20 protein-coding genes are annotated in these 16,469 nt (G+C 72.9%); 16 read left to right on the top strand and 4 right to left on the bottom strand.

Features of this window, described 5'->3' with window-relative positions; translation table 11 throughout:
• Nucleotides 1–77 precede the first annotated feature (77 nt).
• On the top strand, nt 78–539 hold the full coding sequence (locus R2740_RS11905) for an ArsI/CadI family heavy metal resistance metalloenzyme (protein ID WP_371302898.1): 462 nt from the start codon (nt 78–80) through the stop codon (nt 537–539).
• Nucleotides 540–590: 51 nt separating this feature from the next.
• Here R2740_RS11905 and R2740_RS11910 read toward each other — a convergent pair whose 3' ends face one another.
• Both R2740_RS11910 and trxA read right to left on the bottom strand, forming a co-directional pair.
• Nucleotides 591–857, bottom strand: coding sequence for a metal-sensitive transcriptional regulator (locus R2740_RS11910; protein ID WP_371302899.1), 267 nt, complete (start codon nt 855–857; stop codon nt 591–593).
• A 57-nt stretch (nt 858–914) separates the two neighbouring features.
• A complete protein-coding gene (gene trxA / locus R2740_RS11915; protein ID WP_371302900.1) occupies nt 915–1,277 on the bottom strand; it encodes a thioredoxin in 363 nt (120 codons plus the stop codon).
• 161 nt (nt 1,278–1,438) lie between these two features.
• Between trxA and R2740_RS11920 the strand changes: the two genes are divergently transcribed.
• The 8 genes from R2740_RS11920 to R2740_RS11955 all read left to right on the top strand — a co-directional run bounded on the left by R2740_RS11920 (nt 1,439) and on the right by R2740_RS11955 (nt 8,564).
• Complete coding sequence (locus R2740_RS11920) at nt 1,439–1,759, top strand: rhodanese-like domain-containing protein (RefSeq protein ID WP_371302901.1); 321 nt, start codon at nt 1,439–1,441, stop codon at nt 1,757–1,759.
• A gap of 60 nt (nt 1,760–1,819) precedes the next feature.
• The gene (locus tag R2740_RS11925; protein ID WP_371302902.1) at nt 1,820–1,987 is read left to right on the top strand and encodes a hypothetical protein; all 168 of its coding nucleotides are present in this window, start codon (nt 1,820–1,822) and stop codon (nt 1,985–1,987) included.
• A 139-nt stretch (nt 1,988–2,126) separates the two neighbouring features.
• Nucleotides 2,127–3,164: an L-threonine 3-dehydrogenase gene (gene tdh, locus R2740_RS11930; protein WP_371302903.1), complete on the top strand. Its 1,038-nt coding sequence runs from the start codon at nt 2,127–2,129 to the stop codon at nt 3,162–3,164.
• A gap of 24 nt (nt 3,165–3,188) precedes the next feature.
• Nucleotides 3,189–4,388, top strand: a complete 1,200-nt coding sequence (locus R2740_RS11935) for a glycine C-acetyltransferase (RefSeq protein ID WP_371302904.1) — start codon at nt 3,189–3,191, stop codon at nt 4,386–4,388.
• A 772-nt stretch (nt 4,389–5,160) separates the two neighbouring features.
• Nucleotides 5,161–6,567, top strand: a complete 1,407-nt coding sequence (locus tag R2740_RS11940) for a ferric reductase-like transmembrane domain-containing protein (protein ID WP_371302905.1) — start codon at nt 5,161–5,163, stop codon at nt 6,565–6,567.
• 19 nt (nt 6,568–6,586) lie between these two features.
• Nucleotides 6,587–7,144 (top strand): FMN-binding protein, encoded by a 558-nt coding sequence (locus R2740_RS11945; protein WP_371302906.1) that lies wholly within the window; start codon nt 6,587–6,589, stop codon nt 7,142–7,144.
• Nucleotides 7,141–7,935, top strand: coding sequence for an FAD:protein FMN transferase (locus R2740_RS11950; RefSeq protein ID WP_371302907.1), 795 nt, complete (start codon nt 7,141–7,143; stop codon nt 7,933–7,935). The genes R2740_RS11945 and R2740_RS11950 overlap by 4 nt, the downstream gene beginning before the upstream one ends.
• 32 nt (nt 7,936–7,967) lie before the next feature.
• Complete coding sequence (locus R2740_RS11955; RefSeq protein WP_371302908.1) at nt 7,968–8,564, top strand: pyridoxamine 5'-phosphate oxidase family protein; 597 nt, start codon at nt 7,968–7,970, stop codon at nt 8,562–8,564.
• Between the two features lie 9 nt (nt 8,565–8,573).
• On the opposite strand, the gene R2740_RS11960 is transcribed toward R2740_RS11955, so the two are convergent.
• On the bottom strand, nt 8,574–9,341 hold the full coding sequence (locus tag R2740_RS11960) for an LLM class F420-dependent oxidoreductase (RefSeq protein ID WP_371302909.1): 768 nt from the start codon (nt 9,339–9,341) through the stop codon (nt 8,574–8,576).
• Between the two features lie 71 nt (nt 9,342–9,412).
• Between R2740_RS11960 and R2740_RS11965 the strand changes: the two genes are divergently transcribed.
• The 3 genes from R2740_RS11965 to R2740_RS11975 all read left to right on the top strand — a co-directional run bounded on the left by R2740_RS11965 (nt 9,413) and on the right by R2740_RS11975 (nt 11,858).
• A complete protein-coding gene (locus tag R2740_RS11965) occupies nt 9,413–10,369 on the top strand; it encodes a hypothetical protein (protein WP_371302910.1) in 957 nt (318 codons plus the stop codon).
• A 614-nt stretch (nt 10,370–10,983) separates the two neighbouring features.
• The gene (locus R2740_RS11970; protein WP_371302951.1) at nt 10,984–11,445 is read left to right on the top strand and encodes a GNAT family N-acetyltransferase; all 462 of its coding nucleotides are present in this window, start codon (nt 10,984–10,986) and stop codon (nt 11,443–11,445) included.
• A 53-nt stretch (nt 11,446–11,498) separates the two neighbouring features.
• Nucleotides 11,499–11,858, top strand: a complete 360-nt coding sequence (locus R2740_RS11975; RefSeq protein WP_371302911.1) for an MmcQ/YjbR family DNA-binding protein — start codon at nt 11,499–11,501, stop codon at nt 11,856–11,858.
• A 26-nt stretch (nt 11,859–11,884) separates the two neighbouring features.
• Here the strand turns inward: R2740_RS11975 and R2740_RS11980 are convergent, their stop codons facing one another.
• Entirely contained in the window at nt 11,885–13,159 is a 1,275-nt protein-coding gene (locus R2740_RS11980) for an MFS transporter (RefSeq protein ID WP_371302912.1), read from the bottom strand.
• Between the two features lie 107 nt (nt 13,160–13,266).
• Here R2740_RS11980 and R2740_RS11985 point away from each other — a divergent pair, with 107 nt between their 5' ends.
• The 4 genes from R2740_RS11985 to R2740_RS12000 all read left to right on the top strand — a co-directional run bounded on the left by R2740_RS11985 (nt 13,267) and on the right by R2740_RS12000 (nt 16,452).
• Nucleotides 13,267–13,809 carry a hypothetical protein gene (locus tag R2740_RS11985; RefSeq protein ID WP_371302913.1) on the top strand — a complete coding sequence of 181 codons (543 nt, stop codon included), beginning with the start codon at nt 13,267–13,269 and terminating at the stop codon, nt 13,807–13,809.
• Nucleotides 13,810–13,927: 118 nt separating this feature from the next.
• Nucleotides 13,928–15,184 (top strand): NAD(P)/FAD-dependent oxidoreductase, encoded by a 1,257-nt coding sequence (locus R2740_RS11990; protein WP_371302914.1) that lies wholly within the window; start codon nt 13,928–13,930, stop codon nt 15,182–15,184.
• Between the two features lie 10 nt (nt 15,185–15,194).
• The gene (locus R2740_RS11995; protein ID WP_371302915.1) at nt 15,195–15,995 is read left to right on the top strand and encodes a TspO/MBR family protein; all 801 of its coding nucleotides are present in this window, start codon (nt 15,195–15,197) and stop codon (nt 15,993–15,995) included.
• A 25-nt stretch (nt 15,996–16,020) separates the two neighbouring features.
• On the top strand, nt 16,021–16,452 hold the full coding sequence (locus R2740_RS12000; protein ID WP_371302916.1) for an SRPBCC family protein: 432 nt from the start codon (nt 16,021–16,023) through the stop codon (nt 16,450–16,452).
• The last annotated feature ends 17 nt before the right edge of the window (nt 16,453–16,469 follow it).

The raw sequence follows: 16,469 nt of genomic DNA on the forward strand, positions 1-16,469 counted from the left end.
TCAATATTGACAGACGTCGATGTTCGTGTCACGCTCGGGGTCAGACATAGACATTCATCGATATCTAGGAGCGCCCCATGTCCCGTCTCCAGCTGGCTCTCAACGTCGACGACCTCGAGGCCGCCACCGCGTTCTACTCGCGGCTCTTCGGCGCCGAGCCCGCCAAGCGCCGCCCCGGCTACGTCAACTTCGCGATCGCCGAGCCGCCCCTCAAGCTGGTGCTGTTCGAGAACGCCGGCCAGGGCGGCACGATCAACCACCTCGGCGTCGAGGTCGCCGACGTCGACGCGGTGAGCGACTGGGCAGCGCGGGTCGGCACCCAGCTCGTCACCAGCGAGCAGGCCGAGTCGACCTGCTGCTACGCGCGGCAGGAGAAGTTCTGGGTCGAGGACACCCCCGACGACCTCGAGTGGGAGGTCTATGCCGTGCTCGCGGACTCCGCCACGTTCGCCGGCGAGGACGAGGCCGCTGCGAGCGCCTGCTGCGCGGACTCCGACTCCGAGGCGGCCGCGCCGGCGCAGGTGTGCTGCGCCGGCTGACGGCGTACGACGTCTACGACGCCTCGCCGCACCGTCCGCGACGCCTCGCCGTCAGGCGAGGGTGAGGAAGAGCTTCTCCATCCGCTTCACGTCGACGCTGGACTCCTCGGCCGACGGGTTGGCCAGGCAGTGCTGCATGCCGGAGGCGACCACGGCGAAACCCGCCCGGTCCAGCGCCTTCGAGACCGCGGCGAGCTGGGTGACGACCGCCTCGCAGTCGCGCCCCTCCTCGAGCATCCTGATCACGCCACCGAGCTGGCCCTGGGCCCGCTTGATCCGGTTGATGACGTGGTTCATCTCCTCGGGGTCGAGCTCCATCATTCCTCCTCGGTGGTGGGTGGGGTGGCCGGCGGGCGCCGGCCCGGGGACGCGGGGTCACTGCTGGGCGGCGGCGGCTTCCTTGCGGGCGGCCTCGATGTCGAGCGCGCGCACCGCGGAGATCAGCTCGTCGAGCGCCGATGCGGGCAGTGCGCCCGGCTGCGCGAACACCAGCGAGCCGTCCTTGAACGCCATCAGCGTCGGGATCGAGCTGATGCCGGCGGCCGCGGACAGTGCGCGCTCGGCCTCGGTGTCGACCGAGCCGAAGACGATGTCGCTGTTGGCCTCGGAGGCCTTCTCGTAGATCGGCGCGAACATCTTGCAGGGACCGCACCACGACGCCCAGAAGTCGACGAGAACGATCTCGTTGTCCTTGATGGTCGCCTCGAAGTTGTCCTGCCCGAGGGTGGTGGTGGCCATGGCCTGCCTTTCGTCGTTGCTGAGTTTGAAGGATACCCCAGGGGGTGTTACCGTTGCGAACACAAGATACCCCCCAGGGTATTCCTAGGCCAAACTTTCCGGCCGCCACCTCCACCCACCCAGGCCCGACAGGCCCCAGCCCGACAGGAGAGACCCTGCCGATGTGGAACATCGACATCGAGACCCTCGCCGCCGCTCCCAGCGACGCCGTCATCATCGACGTCCGTGAGTCGATGGAGTTCGCGCGCGGTCACGTCCCCGGTGCCGTCCCCCTGCCGATGAGCCAGCTGGCCGCCCGGCTCGGGGAGCTCGACCGGTCGCGCCGCACCTTCGTCATCTGCGCGACCGGCAACCGCAGCGGCGCGATGACCGACCTGCTGCGTGCGCGCGGCTTCGACGCCTGGAACGTCGCCGGCGGCACCGCCGCCTGGGTACGCTCGGGACGTCCCCTGGATGCCGGGATGCCCTCCCGCGCCGCCTGATCCGACCGCTTCACACCTTCACACCGCTTCACCACACCTCGACACCCTTCAGGAGACACCATGTGCCACCCCGTCCCGTGCCGTAAGTGCGGCAAGACGACCTGGTCCGGCTGCGGCATGCACGTCCAGCAGGTCATGGCGAACGTGCCCAAGAACAACCGCTGCGAGGGCCACGCCAACGAGCCCTCCTCGGGCGGCTTCTTCTCGCGCCTCACCGGCCGCGGCTGAGCCGCGTCACACCCCTCACCGGCCCGGTCAGCCCCCGCTGACCGGGCCGAGTGCTGCCCGGGGTTCCGCGGCCGCCGTCCGGCGATACGGTGAGACTGCCGGGCGACACCGCGGTCGGGCCGGCCGTGAAGGGAGTGCCATGCGGGCGCTGGTCAAGACGCGGCCCGGCCCGGGCCTGGAGCTGCTCGACGTCCCGGAGCCGGCGCCCGGTCCCCACGACGTCAAGATCCGGGTGCAGCGCGCCGGACTGTGCGGCACCGACCTGCACCTCTACGAATGGGACGACTGGGCCGCCGAGACCGTGCGCCCACCCCTCGTCGTGGGGCATGAGTTCTGCGGTGAGGTGGTCGAGGTCGGCGCCGATGTCGGGCACGTGCAGGTCGGCCAGCTCGTCTCCGGCGAGGGCCACCTCGTCTGCGGCCACTGCCGCAACTGCCGTGCCGGCCGCCGGCACCTGTGCATCAACACCGTCGGCATCGGCGTCAACCGCGACGGGGCGTTCGCCGACTACGTCGTCATCCCGGGGAGCAACGTCTGGGTCCAGCCGCCCGACCTCGACCCCGAGCTGGGCGCGCTCTTCGACCCGTTCGGCAACGCCACGCACACCGCGCTCTCCTTCCCGATCGCCGGCGAGGACGTGCTCATCACCGGCGCCGGCCCGATCGGCGTGATGGCCACCGCGATCACCCGCCACGTCGGTGCCCGCTTCGTCGTCGTCACCGACCTGAGCGACGTCCGGCTGGAGCTGGCCCGCGCGGCGGGAGCCGACCTGGCGATCGACACCCGCACGACGTCGCTGCAGGAGGCGATGGCCGAGCTGGGCATGAAGGAGGGCTTCGACATCGGGTTGGAGATGTCCGGCGCACCCGCCGCCGTCTCCGAGATGCTCGGCTCGATGAACCACGGCGGCCGGGTGGCGATGCTCGGGCTCCCCCACGACGACTACGTCATCGACTGGGGACGGGTGATCACCCACATGCTCACCATCAAGGGCATCTACGGCCGCGAGATGTTCGACACCTGGTACGCCATGAGCGCGATGCTGCAGACCTCCGGCCCGATGCGCGACGCGCTGCGCTCGGTGATCACGCACCGCTTCCCCGCCGAGCAGTTCGAGGACGCCTTCGCCGCCATCCGGTCCGGCCGGTGCGGCAAGGTGATCCTGGACTGGACCTGAGACCCGCTGGCCGAGGAGGACGAGATGTACGGCGACACGTTGGCCCGGCTGCGGGCCACCCTCGACGAGATCGAGCAGGCCGGCCTCACCAAGCACGAGCGGCGGCTCACCTCGCCCCAGGCCGCCCACATCAGGGTCGCGGCCGGCGCGACCGGCGGCGACGGCGAGGCGCTGAACTTCTGCGCCAACAACTACCTCGGGCTCGCCGACCACCCCGACGTCGTCGCGGCCGCCCGCGCGGCGCTCGACGAGTGGGGCTTCGGGATGGCCAGCGTGCGCTTCATCTGCGGCACCCAGGAGCTCCACAAGCAGCTCGAGGACGCGCTCAGCGACTTCCTCGGCACCGACGACACCATCCTGTTCTCCTCCTGCTTCGACGCCAACGGTGGCGTGTTCGAGACACTCTTCGGCCCCGACGACGCGGTGATCTCCGACGCGCTCAACCACGCCTCGCTGATCGACGGCATCCGGCTGTCCAAGGCCCAGCGGTTCCGCTACGCCAACGCCGACATGGCCGACCTCGAGGCCCAGCTGCAGGCGGCCTCCGGCGCGCGCAGCCGGTGCATCGTCACCGACGGGGTGTTCTCCATGGACGGCTACCTCGCCCCGCTCGACCGGATCTGCGACCTCGCCGAGCAGTACGACGCCCTGGTGCTCGTCGACGACTCCCACGCCGTCGGCTTCGTCGGCGAGGGCGGCCGCGGGACGCCGGAGCACTTCGGCGTCGCCGACCGGGTCGACATCCTCACCGGCACGCTGGGCAAGGCGCTCGGCGGCGCGTCGGGCGGCTACGTCAGCGGCCGCGCCGAGGTGGTCGAGCTGCTCCGCCAGCGCGCTCGGCCCTACCTCTTCTCCAACGCGGTCGCCCCGACCGTCGCCGCCGGCTCGCTGAAGGCGCTCGAGATCGCCCGCACCTCCGCGGAGGCCCGCGAGACGCTGCGTCGCAACACCGCGCTGTTCCGTGAGCTGATGACCGAGGCGGGCTTCGACCTGCTCCCGGGCGAGCACCCGATCACTCCGGTGATGTTCCCCGGCGACGACGGCGCCCGGGTCGCCGCCGAGGTGGCCGACCGGATGCTCGCCGACGGCGTCTACGTCATCGCCTTCTCCTTCCCCGTCGTCCCGCGCGGGCAGGCCCGCATCCGGGTCCAGCTCTCGGCCGCCCACTCCGAGGCCGACGTACGCCGGTGCGTGGAGGCCTTCGTGGCCGCCCGCCCCTCGTGATCGCTTGCTGCAGATGACCCCGGCCCACGGCGGGTCGCGGGGCCGGGTGCAGCAAACGATCGGGGACGGCTGACAGGAAACGCACAGGTTCAGCCGAGGGAAGGCCCAGGTGGGTCGCCCAGGATGGTGGTCCAGAAGGGCGACGTGGCCCTTCCCACCGACCAGGAGAACCCCGTGACCGACAAGTCGCAGCCCGTCGACCCCGCTGGGCACGAGCCCGGCGACGACACCGCGCCCGTCTCGAGCGGCTCCCGCTGGGAGCGCACCGACGAACCTGCCGCCGATGCCGTGGAGGGGGCTCCGGTCGCCGAGGGCGACGCCCCCGACCAGCCGATCGACCAGCCGATCGACGAGACGACCGGCGAGCCTGCCCCGCAGCCGATCCCGGCCTACGTCGGCCCGGCCGGCCCCGACGCCGGCGGCCTCGAGGCCGACGGCCCGTCCCCCTGGGCCCGTCGCCTCGGCCTGGCCGGTGCGGCCGCCGCACTGGTCGCGGTCGGTGGCGTCGGCGGCTTCGCCATCGGCCACGCGACCGCCGGCAACAACGGACGCGACGGCTTCACGCCCACCTCCTTCCAGGTCGACCGCAACGGCGACCAGCACGGGTTCGGCGAGGGCGGCGGGATCGGCGACGGCGACCACGACCACGACGGCTTCGGCCCGCGCCGCCCGGCGGCGGGCCGGGCGGGGACCAGTTCGGCGGCGGTGACCAGTTCGGCGGTGGCGACCAGTCCGGCGGCACCGACTCCGGCAACGACACCGGCTCCACCACGTGACGGCGGTCCTGTCCTCCCCGACGGCCGGGCTGGGCGCACGGAGCCGGGCGACGTACCCCCGTGCGCGCCGCGACGCCGGCGTCCGGCTCGGCGCGTTCAGCCTGCTCTGGCTGAGCCTGCTGCTCGTCACCTACTGGTGGGTCGCCGACCGGGGAGTGCAGGACCTCGCCACCTGGGCAGGCGGCCTGACCTCGATCGGCCGCCTCACCGGCCTGGTCGCGTCGGTGCTGCTGCTCGCGCAGGTGCTGCTGATGGCCCGGCTGCCGGTCCTCGAGCAGGCCTTCGGGCAGGACCGGCTCGCCCGCCAGCACCGGCTGGTCGGGTTCACGTCGTTCAACCTGATGCTCGCCCACGTCGTGCTGATCACCTGGGGGTACGCCGCCGGGTCGCTGCTGGACACCCCCTCGACGCTGTGGACGCTGACCGTCGACTACCCCGGCATGCTGCTGGCGGTCGCCGGCACCGGATTCCTCGTGCTGGTCGTGGCGACCAGCATCAAGGCAGCGCGCCGCAAGCTGCGCTACGAGTCGTGGCACCTGCTCCACCTCTACGCCTACCTCGGCGTCGGGCTGGCGCTGCCGCACCAGCTCTGGACCGGCCAGGAGTTCCTGACCTCGCGCGGTGCCACGGTGTTCTGGTGGACCGCCTGGGCGAGCGCAGCCGCGGCCATCGTCGTCTTCCGCGTGGCGCTGCCGTTGTGGCGCAGTGCCCGCCACGGGTTGCGCGTCACCTCGGTCCGCGACGAGGGCGACGGTGTGGTCTCGGTCTACCTCACCGGCCGCCGCCTCGACCGACTCCGGGCCGAGGCGGGTCAGTTCTTCCAGTGGCGGTTCCTCGGACCGGGCTGGACCCGCGCCCACCCCTACTCCCTGTCCGCTGCCCCCGACGGTCGCTCGCTGCGGATCAGCGTCAAGTCGCTCGGCGACGGCAGCGCCGCCCTCGCCTCGCTGCGCCCCGGCACCCGTGCGCTGGTCGAGGGTCCCTACGGGCGGCTGTCCCCACGCGCCCGGAGCCGACGCAAGGTCGCCCTGATCGGCGCCGGCGTCGGCATCACGCCGCTGCGTGCGCTGGCCGAGGGACTGGCCTACGCCCCGGGCGACGCGGTCGTGCTCTACCGCTTCCGCGACCGGCCCCTGTTCGAGCGGGAGTTCCACGTGCTCGCTCGCGAGCGGGGGCTCCAGGTGCTCTGGCTGCCCGGCCGACGCCGGTCCCCCACGTCGTGGCTCGGCGCCAACGCCGGCCGGGTCGACGACGCGACGGCGCTCGGGCATTGGGTGCCCGACCTCGCCGAGCGCGACGTCTACGTCTGCGGACCCGACGCCTGGGCAGACGACGTACGCCGCAGCGCGCTGGCGCTCGGCCTGCCCCCCGAACGCTTCCACGTCGAGAGCTTCGGCTGGTGACTGTCATGAAGGAGACACCGTGACCCCCGGAACCCGCCTCGTGACCGGGCTTCTGAGCACGATCACCGTCGTCGTGCTGTTGTTCGGCTACCACACCTCCACCGCGGGAGCGCTGCAGTCGAGCACCTCGATCCTCGGCTCGCCGCAGGCCGGCACCACCCCACAGACCGACACCGGCACGGGCGGCTCCGGGTCCGGTGACTCGAACGGCTCCGGGGACACCGGCTCCTCGAACGGCTCCGGCTCCTCGAACGGCTCCGGCGACTCGAGCGGCTCCGGCTCCTCGAGCGGCAGCGGCAGCTCCGGCACCGTGACCGGGCCCGAGGTGCAGACCCGGTGGGGCCCGGTCCAGGTCGAGATCACGGTCCAGGACGGCAAGATCACCGACGTCGCGGTGCCGGTCTACCCCTACAACAACCCACGCGACGTGCAGATCAACGACTACGCGCTGCCGATCCTGGTCCAGGAGACGCTCGACCAGCAGAGCGCACAGATCGACATGATCTCGGGGGCCACGGTCACCAGCGTCGGCTACGTCCAGTCGCTCCAGGCGGCGCTCGACGAGGCCGGTCTGTGATCTCCCCCCTCACCGAGCCGACCCGCATCCACCGGCGGGTCGAGCAGCTGATGGGCATGCCGGTCAGCCTCGCGCTGCGCGGCCGGCACGCCCGGGGACCGGCGGCCGAGGCCGCCTGGGCCGAGGTGGTGACCGACCTGCGCTGGGTCGACCGGGTCTTCTCGCTGTGGCGGCCCGACTCCGCCGCCTCCCGGCTGCGCCGCGGTGAGCTCGAGCTCGACGGCTGTCCGCCCGAGATGACCGAGGTCCTCGAGCTCGCCCAGCAGGCCGAGCGCGAGTCGGGCGGCGCCTTCTCGTCGTTCCTGCCCCCCGACGACGGTGACGTGGCCTTCGACCCCACCGGGGTGGTCAAGGGCTGGGCGGTCGAGCGGGCGGCGCGGTTCCTGCACGCCCTCGACGACACCGACTTCTGCCTGTCTGCCGGCGGCGACATGGTCTGCCGGGTGGTCCGCGGCGACTCGCCCGCCTGGCAGGTCGGCATCGAGGACCCGCGCGACCCCCGGCGACTGGTGGCGCGGGTCCCGGTCCGTGACGGCGCGGTCGCGACGTCCGGAGCCGCCCATCGCGGTCCTCACGTCGTCGATGCCCGCACCGGTCGGCCGCCCCTGGGGGTCGGCTCGGTCACGGTGATCGGGCCCTCGCTCACCTGGGCGGACATCGATGCCACCGCGGCCTACGCCCAGGGCCCCGCGGCCGCCGACTGGCTGCGCACCCGCCCGGGCCGGACCGGGCTGGTCGCCTGGGACGACGGCCGCTGCGAGCTGGTCGAGGGGCCGGTCGCCAGCACCTGACGGCGGTCTCCCGGGCGGCGTACGCTCCGGCCATGGAGTACACCGCTGCCCAGCGGGAGCTGCAGGACCGGTTCGACACCCGGCGACTGGCCGACCGGATCAACGACCTGCTCGTCCACGACCACCTCGACACCGACACGGCCGCCTTCATCGAGCGGCAGGACATGATGTTCGTGGCGACGGTGGACGGTGCGGGTCAGCCGACGTGCTCCTACAAGGGTGGGGACCCGGGGTTCGTCCGGGTCCTCGACGAGCACACGCTCGCGTTCCCGTCCTACGACGGCAACGGCATGTTCCTGACGCTCGGCAACACCGTGGAGTCGCAGCAGGTGGGCCTGCTCTTCATCGACTTCGTTGAACCCAGCCGGGTCCGGGTGCACGGGCGGGCGACGGTCAGCGACCACGACCCGTTGCTCGAGGACTGGCCGGGGGCACAGCTGGTGGTCCGGGTCACCGTGACCCAGGCGTTCCCCAACTGCCCGCGCTACCTCCACCGCACGGGCGACCGACAGCGGTCGCCTTTCGTCCCGCGCACCGGAGAGGCTCCCCCGGTGCCGGACTGGAAGCGAGCCGACTGGGCCGTCGACGTCCTGCCGACGGGCGACCCGGCGCTCGACGCTCCTCGGTGAGGTGGCCGCTCAGCCGTTGATCCGGTCGCGCTGCTCGATCAGCGACGCGAGCGGTGCCAGGTCGAACGGCGCGCCCGTCATCACGATCACGTGGTCCGCGCCGGCGTCGAGGTAGCGCTCGACGTCGTGCACGTCGTCGGCGCCGACGCCCACGGTGCGCTCGATCGTCGACGGGTCCCGACCGAGCCTGGCGCACCAGTCGTCGAGGACCGCCGACTTCTGGGCGAAGTGCTCCGGAGGGCCGAAGGTGTTCCACGCCTGAGCGTGCTCGGCCACCAGCCGCAGGGTGACCTTCTCGCCCGAGCCCCCGATCAGGATCGGCAGGTCACCCATCGGCGGCGGGTTGAGCTTGGCGATCCGCGACGTCATCCGCGGCAGGTCGCGGCCGAGCTGACGAAGGCGGTCGGGAGCCGTCCCGAACTCGTAGCCGTACTCGTCGTAGTCGCGCTCGAACCACCCGGCGCCGACGCCGAGATAGGCCCGGCCGCCCGAGAGGTGGTCGACCGTGCGCGCCATGTCGGCGAGGAGCTCGGGGTTGCGATAGCTGTTGCCGGTGACGAGGAGGCCGATCCGAGCGCGGCTGGTGTCGACGGCCATCGCCGACAGCAACGTCCAGCCCTCGAAGTGCGCGGCGTCGGGGTCGCCATAGAGCGGGTAGAAGTGGTCCCAGGTCCAGATCGAGTCGGCGCCCATCTCGTCGGCGGCGCGCCAGGCGCGACGCATCTCGTCGACGGTGGTCGCCTGGGGGTGGAGCTGGATGCCTACGCGGAGAGTCATGTCCCGAACGGTAGCCCCGGCGTCCACGCGGAAAGCGCACGGACCGGCGGTTCCCGACCTAGCCTGTGGCGGTGAGGTCAGCACGCGAGAGACTGGCGGCGACGGGCGCCGTGGGCCTCGTCCTGCTCACCTCCCTGGCGAGCTGCTCCCGGTCGGCAGACGAGGTTCGCGCGCTGATCGAGGGCAGGCCCGGGGTGGGCACGATCAGGATCGACTCCCACCCCACCGGGCTCGAGGGCCTCGAGGGACCGGACGCCCACGACCTGGTGGTCCACATGGACGAGTCGTCCACCGCGGAGCAGGTGGAGGACGTCTTCGCGAGCCTCGACGACGCCATCGACGACGAGGACGTCACCTCGGTCCGCGTCGTGCTGTGCTGCAACGGGGCCACGCTCGCGATCAACCAGGACCAGCACGCCACCCGGGAGATGGTCGACGACCTGCTGGCGGCAGCGCACGACGACCAGGTGCGGGAGTACCTCTTCACCGCGTACGCCGCGGACGATCACGACGTGGAGATCACCCTCGCGCCGGCTCCCTTCTCCGACGTGGTCGCGGCCGCCGACCGCTGGCGCGACACCGAGTCCCTCACGTCCGTGAGCGTGGTCTCCGGCGGCTTCCTGCTGATCCGGGCAGCGGACTACCGCCCGACCGATCGCCGTGAGCGCTTCGTGGAACAGGTGCTGGAGCGCTTCCCGCTCACGGGCGCCGGGGTCACCGGGAGATCCCGCTCCAGCTGTTCGTCGCGCCCGAGGACGCCGCCGCCGTCCGCCGGTACGTCGCCGGGAGGGCTCGCATCTCAGCAACGTCGTGGTGACCACCCGCCGGCCGCCGTGGGGCGGCGGGTAGCCCCGAAATCCACGAGCGCCACCCGCCGGTCATCCGGGACCATGGGCGGGTGGAGCGACCTGAGCCGGTGGAGACCGCGCGGAGACTGGTGCGCGAGCACTTCCCCGAGGCCCGGCAGGCGTGGCTGTCCGGCTCGGTGGTGCTCGGCGGCGCGACGGCGACGTCGGACCTCGACGTGACCGTGCTGCGTGCCGAGGGGGAGCAGGTCTTCCGCGAGTCGATGGTCTTCGCCGGCTGGCCGGTCGAGCTGTTCGTGCACACACCCACCTCCGTCCGGCGCTACGTCGCCAAGGACCTGGCCCGCCGGTCGCCGTCGATGGCGCGGCTCGTCGCGGCCGGCGTACCCCTGCTCGACGGCGACGCCGGCGCAGAGCTGCAGGCGGAGTGCCGAGCGATCCTGGAGGCCGGCCCCCCGGCCCTGACCGACGACGAGCTCGCCTTGGAGCGCTACGGCCTCACCGACCTGCTCGACGACCTGGCGGACGCCGAGCCGGGGCCGATCCTGACGGCCACCGCGGTCGCGACCTGGCGGGTCACCGCCGAGCTGGCGCTCGCCCTCGCCGGCGCCTGGCGCGGCAGCGGCAAGTGGCTGGCCCGCGAGCTCGTCGCCCTCGACGTCCGGACGGGCGGGGACCTCGCCCCCACCCTCGACGACGCCCTGAAGGCCGCCGTGGTGGGCGACGTCGCGCCACTCACCCGGCTCGCCGACGCCGTGCTCGACCGGGTCGGCGGCCGGCTCTGGGACGGCTACCGTGCGGAGGCACCTCCGACCACCGACGAGAGGAAGGGACCGATGGCGGTCAGCCTGCGTGAGATCACCGACGCCAACGCCGAGGCCGTTGCGGCGCTGAGCGTGTCCGAGGCGCAGCAACGCTTCGTCTCCTCGGTGACCGAGTCGCTGGAGGAGGCGGAGGAGCACCCCCAGGACAAGCCCTGGTTCCGGGCCGTCTACGCCGACGAGCGGCCGGTCGGCTTCGTGATGCTGAGCTGGGACGTCGAGCCCCGGCCGCCGGAGATCCACGGCCCGTGGTTCCTGTGGAAGCTGCTCATCGACGAGAGGCACCAGGGGCACGGGTACGGGCGCGACGCGGTGCGTCTGGTCGCCGACCTGGTGCGCGACCAGGGTGGCCGCGAGCTGCTCACCAGCCACGTGGTCGGCGACGGCGGCCCCGCCGGCTTCTACGCCCGCCTGGGATTCGAGCCCACCGGCGAGACCGACCCCGACGGCGAGGTCATCCTGCGCCTCGCACTGTGACCGGCGGCGCCCGCAGGGATGACTCCGCGCCGGGTCGGTGGTCTGATCTGGGCATGGCGACGGTGGACGACGTGCGGGCCCTGGGCAGTGAGCTGGAGCGGTCCTACGAGGTCGTCGTGCGCGGGCGGCTGAAGTTCCGGGTCGGGCAGATCGTCTACGTCGCCTTCGACCTCGACGAGCGGGTGATGGGGTTTGCCTTTCCGAGGGACGAACGGGCCGAGCTGGTGGCGGCGGAGCCGGCGAAGTTCGCCCTCCCGTCGCCGTCGGACATGCGGTTCCACTGGGTGCACGCCCGGCTGCCCGAGCTGGACCCCGACGAGGCCCGCGAGCTGGTGGTCGACGCCTGGCGGATGGTGGTGCCGCAGAAGGTGTCGCGGGCCTATGACCTCACCCACCCCGCTGGTCCCGGGTGACCGGTGCCGATGCCTCGCCAGGCCGGTCAGCCGGAGGCGGGGGCCACCCGATAACGGACGAACGCCGGCACGGCGAGGGCCGCCACGAGGGTGAGGACCACGACCAGCAGCCCGCCACCGGCGGCCGCCACGGTGGTCCCGACGACGACGGCGGCCGAACCGTGGGCCACGTCGGCGATCCGCGGGCCGCCCGCCACCACCACGATGAACACGCCCTGGAGCCGACCGCGCACCTCGTCGGACACCGCCGACTGCAGCATGCTCATCCGGAACGCCGCCGAGGACATGTCGGCCGCACCGCCGAGAACGAGCATCAGCACCGCCAGCGCGAGGAACGGGCCGGCCCGGCCGTCTGCGGCACCGGCGGCCAGACCGAAGCCCACCATCGCCAGGCCCCAGGCGATGATCGCGACCACGACGGCGTACCCCTGCCGCTCGACGCGGGACACCCACCCGGACAGCACACCGCCGAGCACCGCGCCCGCGGGGATCGCGGCGAACAGCAGTGCGAACGCCAGGCCGCCCTCCGACGGGCCGCCGAACGACAGGTGCGCCATCTCGGGGAACAGCGCCCTCGGCATCCCGAAGATCATCGCGATCAGGTCGACCAGGAAGCTCATCAGGAGCACCGGGTGGCCGCGCAGGTAGCGCAGTCCCTCGAGCACCGAGCGCAGCCCCGGGGTCGTGACGACGCCCTGGATCGGCAGCCGCGGCAGCGCCAGGGCCGCACTCAGCGTCGCGAGCAGGGTGACGGTGTCGGCGAGGTAGAGCCAGGCGAAGCCCAGCACCGGGATCAGGGCGCCGCCGATCAGCGGCCCGGCGATCGCCCCTCCCTGGAAGACCGTCATCGACAGCGAGTTGGCCGCGGGCAGTTGGTCGGCCGGCACCAGCCTCGGGATGATCGCGTTGCGGGTCGGGTGGTTGACCGCGAAGAACGCCTGTTGCAGCGCGAACAGCCCGAGCAGCAGCCACGGGTCGCGGTTGCCGAACAGCGCCTGCAGCCAGAACAGCGCCGAGGTCCCGATCAGCCCCAGCGTGGTGACGATCAGCAGCGTACGACGGTCGAAGACGTCGGCGAGCGCCCCGCCCCAGAGCCCGAACACCACCAGCGGCACCAGCCCGAACACCCCGGCCAGACCGACGTACGCCGAGGAGCCGGTGATCGCGTAGAGCTGCGCCGGCACCGCGACGACCGTGAGCTGGGCGCCGACGACGGTGATGATGCTGGCCACCCAGAGCCGACGGAAGGCCGGCTCCCGGAGCGGGCGGGTGTCCGCCAACAGGCTGCGCCACCCGGCCACTGGCGTCGGCCTCCTGCTCGCTCGACGGATGGTGTGCGCGCTCACGCTACGACACCCGACCGACCCGCCCCGTCCCCGGTCACCGCCCGTCCCGCATCATGGGGGGCATGGCTGGACCGACCCCGGAGACCATCGACACCGCAGCGCCGGCCTCCGGCTGGCGTGCGCTGCGCTCCTGGGGCGCGCGCCGCTGGGTGTCGGCCGCCGTGGCCGCGCTCGCCACGCTGCTCGTGATCGGGCTGCCGTCGGACCTGGTGCCCAACCCGGTCTTCGGGCGCCAGATCGAGGCGCCCGCCTGGGCCTGGCCGGTCCTGCTCGTGACGTCGGTGCTCAGCGGTCTGCTGCTGGCGACCTACGTCCGGGAGCCCGCGCGCGACGGCCGGGCCGAGACCGCCGCCGGCGACCCGTTGGCGGACGCGCAGGGGCGGCGGGGGGCGCTGGGTGGGCTGCTCGGCTTCTTCGCGGTCGGCTGCCCGGTGTGCAACAAGGTCGTGGTGCTGGCGCTGGGCTACACCGGGGCGCTGCGCTGGTTCGAGCCGGTGCAGCCCTACCTGGCGGTGGTCGCCGTCGGCCTGCTCGGCTGGGCACTGCGCGCACGGCTGCGCGGGGAGGTCGCCTGCGCGCTCCCCCCGCGCGCCGAGGCCGGCTGAGCAGCTGATCCGGCCGGAAGCGCCCGACCGGTCCCCCGACAGCCCGGACGCTACTCGTGGAGGCCGGCCGGCGTCGCGTGGCAGGCTGGTCGGCACAGCCGTCGGGAGGGAGGGCCAGATGGGTCGGGCGTGCGAGGTCGTCGTCATCGGAGCCGGCCTGGCCGGACTGCGCTGCGCGGCGGAGCTGGAGGACAGCGGCGTCGAGGTGACCGTGCTCGAGGCCTCCGACGGTGTGGGCGGCCGGGTCCGCACCGACCGGGTCGACGACTTCCTCTGCGACCGCGGCTTCCAGCTGCTCAATCCGGCCTACCCCGCGGTGAAGCGCTACGTCGACCTGCCGGCGCTGGGCCTGCAGTCCTTCGAGGCGGGCGTCGCGGTGCGCCGGCCCCAGGGGATGACCGTCCTGGGCGACCCTCGCCGGGCACCTCGGCTGCTGCGGTCGACGCTGACCAGCGGCACCCTCTCACCACGAGAGCTGGCCGGCCTGGCCCGCTTCCTCGGGCCGGCGCTGGTCGACCCGCAGAAGGTGCTGCGTGGCGAGGACGAGCCGCTCGGCGACGCCTTCGACCGGGCCGGCGTGGACGGACCCCTGCGCCACGACGTGCTCGAGCCGTTCCTGGCCGGCGTCCTCGCCGACGCCTCGGGCACGGCGTCGGCCAACCTGGTGCGGATGCTGGCCCGCGCCTTCGTGCTCGGCACCCCGGGGCTGCCCGCCCGAGGCATGCAGGCGCTGTCCGACCAGCTGGCCAGCCGGCTGCGCTCTCCCGTGCTCCTCGGCACCCGGGTGACCGGGCTGCGGTCCGGGCCCGGCGGAGTCGAGGTGCAGACCGAGGGTGACAACTGGTCGGCACGGGCGGTCGTGGTGGCCGTCGGCCCCGACCAGGTGGAGACGCTGCTGCCCGGGCTCGCGCCGCCCAGCCGGGGTCTCGCCACGTGGTGGTTCGCGGCCGCCGAGGCGCCCTTCGACCGCCCGCTGCTCACGCTCGACGCCCGGCGCGAACGCGGTCCGGCCCAGCACGCCGCGGTGGTCAGCCAGGCGGCTCCCAGCTACGCGCCCCAGGGCCGGCACCTGATCGAGGCGACGGTGGTGCTCGACCGGGTTCCGGACGCCGCCGAGGCCGACGTACGCCGGCAGCTCGGGGAGCTCTGGCAGACCGACGCGAGCTCCTGGGACCTGCTCGTCCGCCACGACATCCCGCACGCGCTGCCGTTCCAGCCCGCACCGTTGGTGCCGAGACGACGCCCACAGGTGGGCGAGCACCTGTTCCTTGCCGGCGACCACCGTGACACCGCGTCGATCCAGGGTGCCCTGGTCTCCGGCACGCGCATCGCGCGCGCTGCGGTGGCCGACCTGGGGCTTCGGGTGGCCCACTAGCCTCGGCGGCATGACCGCCGAGACCGCCGCGACCGCCGCTGACCGACTCCGCCAGCTGAGCGTCACTGCCGCCGAGATCTTCTGCGTCGTCGGCACCCTCGTGGGCGTGGGCGTGCTCGGGACCCGCGTCGAGGAGTCCTCCGGAGGAGCGCTCGCCGCCGACGCGACCCGCCTGGCCCCGGCCGGGCCGGCGTTCTCCATCTGGTCGGTGATCTATCTCGGGCTGGCGGCCTACACGGTCTGGCAGTGGATCCCCGCCCAGGCCGCGAGCCCGAGGCTGCGTGCCACCGGGTGGCTCGCCGCCGCGTCGATGATCCTCAACGCCGCCTGGCTGCTGGTGACCCAGCAGGGCTGGATCTGGGCCAGTGTGGCGGTGATCGCACTCCTGGTGGTCTGCCTGGGCGTGCTGGCCCAGCGGCTGGCCGACCACCCGGCCTCCTCGACGGCCGAGCGGGTCGTCGTCGACACGACCTTCGGTCTCTATCTCGGATGGGTCACCGTCGCGACCTGCGCCAACGTCACCGCCGCCCTCGTCGAATCCGGGGTCGACCCGCGTCCCGCCGTCGCCGACACCGCGGCGGTGCTGGTGCTGGCGCTGGCCACGGTGATCCTGGCGGCGGTCGCGCGCCGACTGCGTGGCGACTGGGCCGTGGCCGCTGCCGCCGCCTGGGGGCTTTCCTGGATCGCGGTCGGCCGGCTCACCGGGGAGCCGGCCTCGCTGGCCACCGGTGTCGCCGCGATCCTGGCCGCGGGCATGGTGCTGCTGGCCAACGGGTACCTGGCTCGCAGTGCCGGCCAGCCGGCAACCTGAACCGCCCGCCCGTCGAAGGACCGTCATGAGGATCAGCCGCACCGTCGAGGTCGACACCCCGCTGGAGAAGGTGTTCGCCTATCTCAGCGACTTCACGACCACCACCGAGTGGGACCCCGGCTCGGTGCGGACGGTCCGGGTCTCCGGCGACGGCGGCGTCGGGACGACGTACCACAACACCTCGACGTTCAACGGCCGCGAGACCGAGCTGGTCTACGAGGTCATCGAGCTGGTGCCGCAGGAGAAGTTCGCGCTGCGCGGCGAGAACAAGACCGTGGTCGCGAACGACACCATGGAGTTCGCGTCGACCACGACCGGCGGGTCTCGGGTGACCTACACCGCCGACTTCGACTTCAAGGGTCTGGTGAAGCTGCTCGCACCGCTGCTCGGAGGGGCGTTCAAGAAGCTCGGCGACGAGGCCGAGCGCGGCCTACGTGAGCACCTGAGTGCCCTCTGAGCCGGCCGTGCTCGGCG

Origin of the sequence: Nocardioides sp. (assembly GCF_041393715.1) — a bacterium.
Lineage (GTDB): Bacteria > Actinomycetota > Actinomycetes > Propionibacteriales > Nocardioidaceae > Nocardioides.

What these genes read in the sequence shown, in the direction of transcription:
- R2740_RS11905 (WP_371302898.1), top strand. Translation starts at nt 78, where the DNA reads ATGTCCCGTCTCCAGCTGGCTCTCAACGTCGACGACCTCGAGGCCGCC.
- R2740_RS11910 (WP_371302899.1), bottom strand. Translation starts at nt 857, where the DNA reads ATGGAGCTCGACCCCGAGGAGATGAACCACGTCATCAACCGGATCAAG.
- trxA (WP_371302900.1), bottom strand. Translation starts at nt 1,277, where the DNA reads ATGGCCACCACCACCCTCGGGCAGGACAACTTCGAGGCGACCATCAAG.
- R2740_RS11920 (WP_371302901.1), top strand. Translation starts at nt 1,439, where the DNA reads ATGTGGAACATCGACATCGAGACCCTCGCCGCCGCTCCCAGCGACGCC.
- R2740_RS11925 (WP_371302902.1), top strand. Translation starts at nt 1,820, where the DNA reads ATGTGCCACCCCGTCCCGTGCCGTAAGTGCGGCAAGACGACCTGGTCC.
- tdh (WP_371302903.1), top strand. Translation starts at nt 2,127, where the DNA reads ATGCGGGCGCTGGTCAAGACGCGGCCCGGCCCGGGCCTGGAGCTGCTC.
- R2740_RS11935 (WP_371302904.1), top strand. Translation starts at nt 3,189, where the DNA reads ATGTACGGCGACACGTTGGCCCGGCTGCGGGCCACCCTCGACGAGATC.
- R2740_RS11955 (WP_371302908.1), top strand. Translation starts at nt 7,968, where the DNA reads ATGGAGTACACCGCTGCCCAGCGGGAGCTGCAGGACCGGTTCGACACC.
- R2740_RS11960 (WP_371302909.1), bottom strand. Translation starts at nt 9,341, where the DNA reads ATGACTCTCCGCGTAGGCATCCAGCTCCACCCCCAGGCGACCACCGTC.
- R2740_RS11970 (WP_371302951.1), top strand. Translation starts at nt 10,984, where the DNA reads ATGGCGGTCAGCCTGCGTGAGATCACCGACGCCAACGCCGAGGCCGTT.
- R2740_RS11975 (WP_371302911.1), top strand. Translation starts at nt 11,499, where the DNA reads ATGGCGACGGTGGACGACGTGCGGGCCCTGGGCAGTGAGCTGGAGCGG.
- R2740_RS11985 (WP_371302913.1), top strand. Translation starts at nt 13,267, where the DNA reads ATGGCTGGACCGACCCCGGAGACCATCGACACCGCAGCGCCGGCCTCC.
- R2740_RS11990 (WP_371302914.1), top strand. Translation starts at nt 13,928, where the DNA reads ATGGGTCGGGCGTGCGAGGTCGTCGTCATCGGAGCCGGCCTGGCCGGA.
- R2740_RS11995 (WP_371302915.1), top strand. Translation starts at nt 15,195, where the DNA reads ATGACCGCCGAGACCGCCGCGACCGCCGCTGACCGACTCCGCCAGCTG.
- R2740_RS12000 (WP_371302916.1), top strand. Translation starts at nt 16,021, where the DNA reads ATGAGGATCAGCCGCACCGTCGAGGTCGACACCCCGCTGGAGAAGGTG.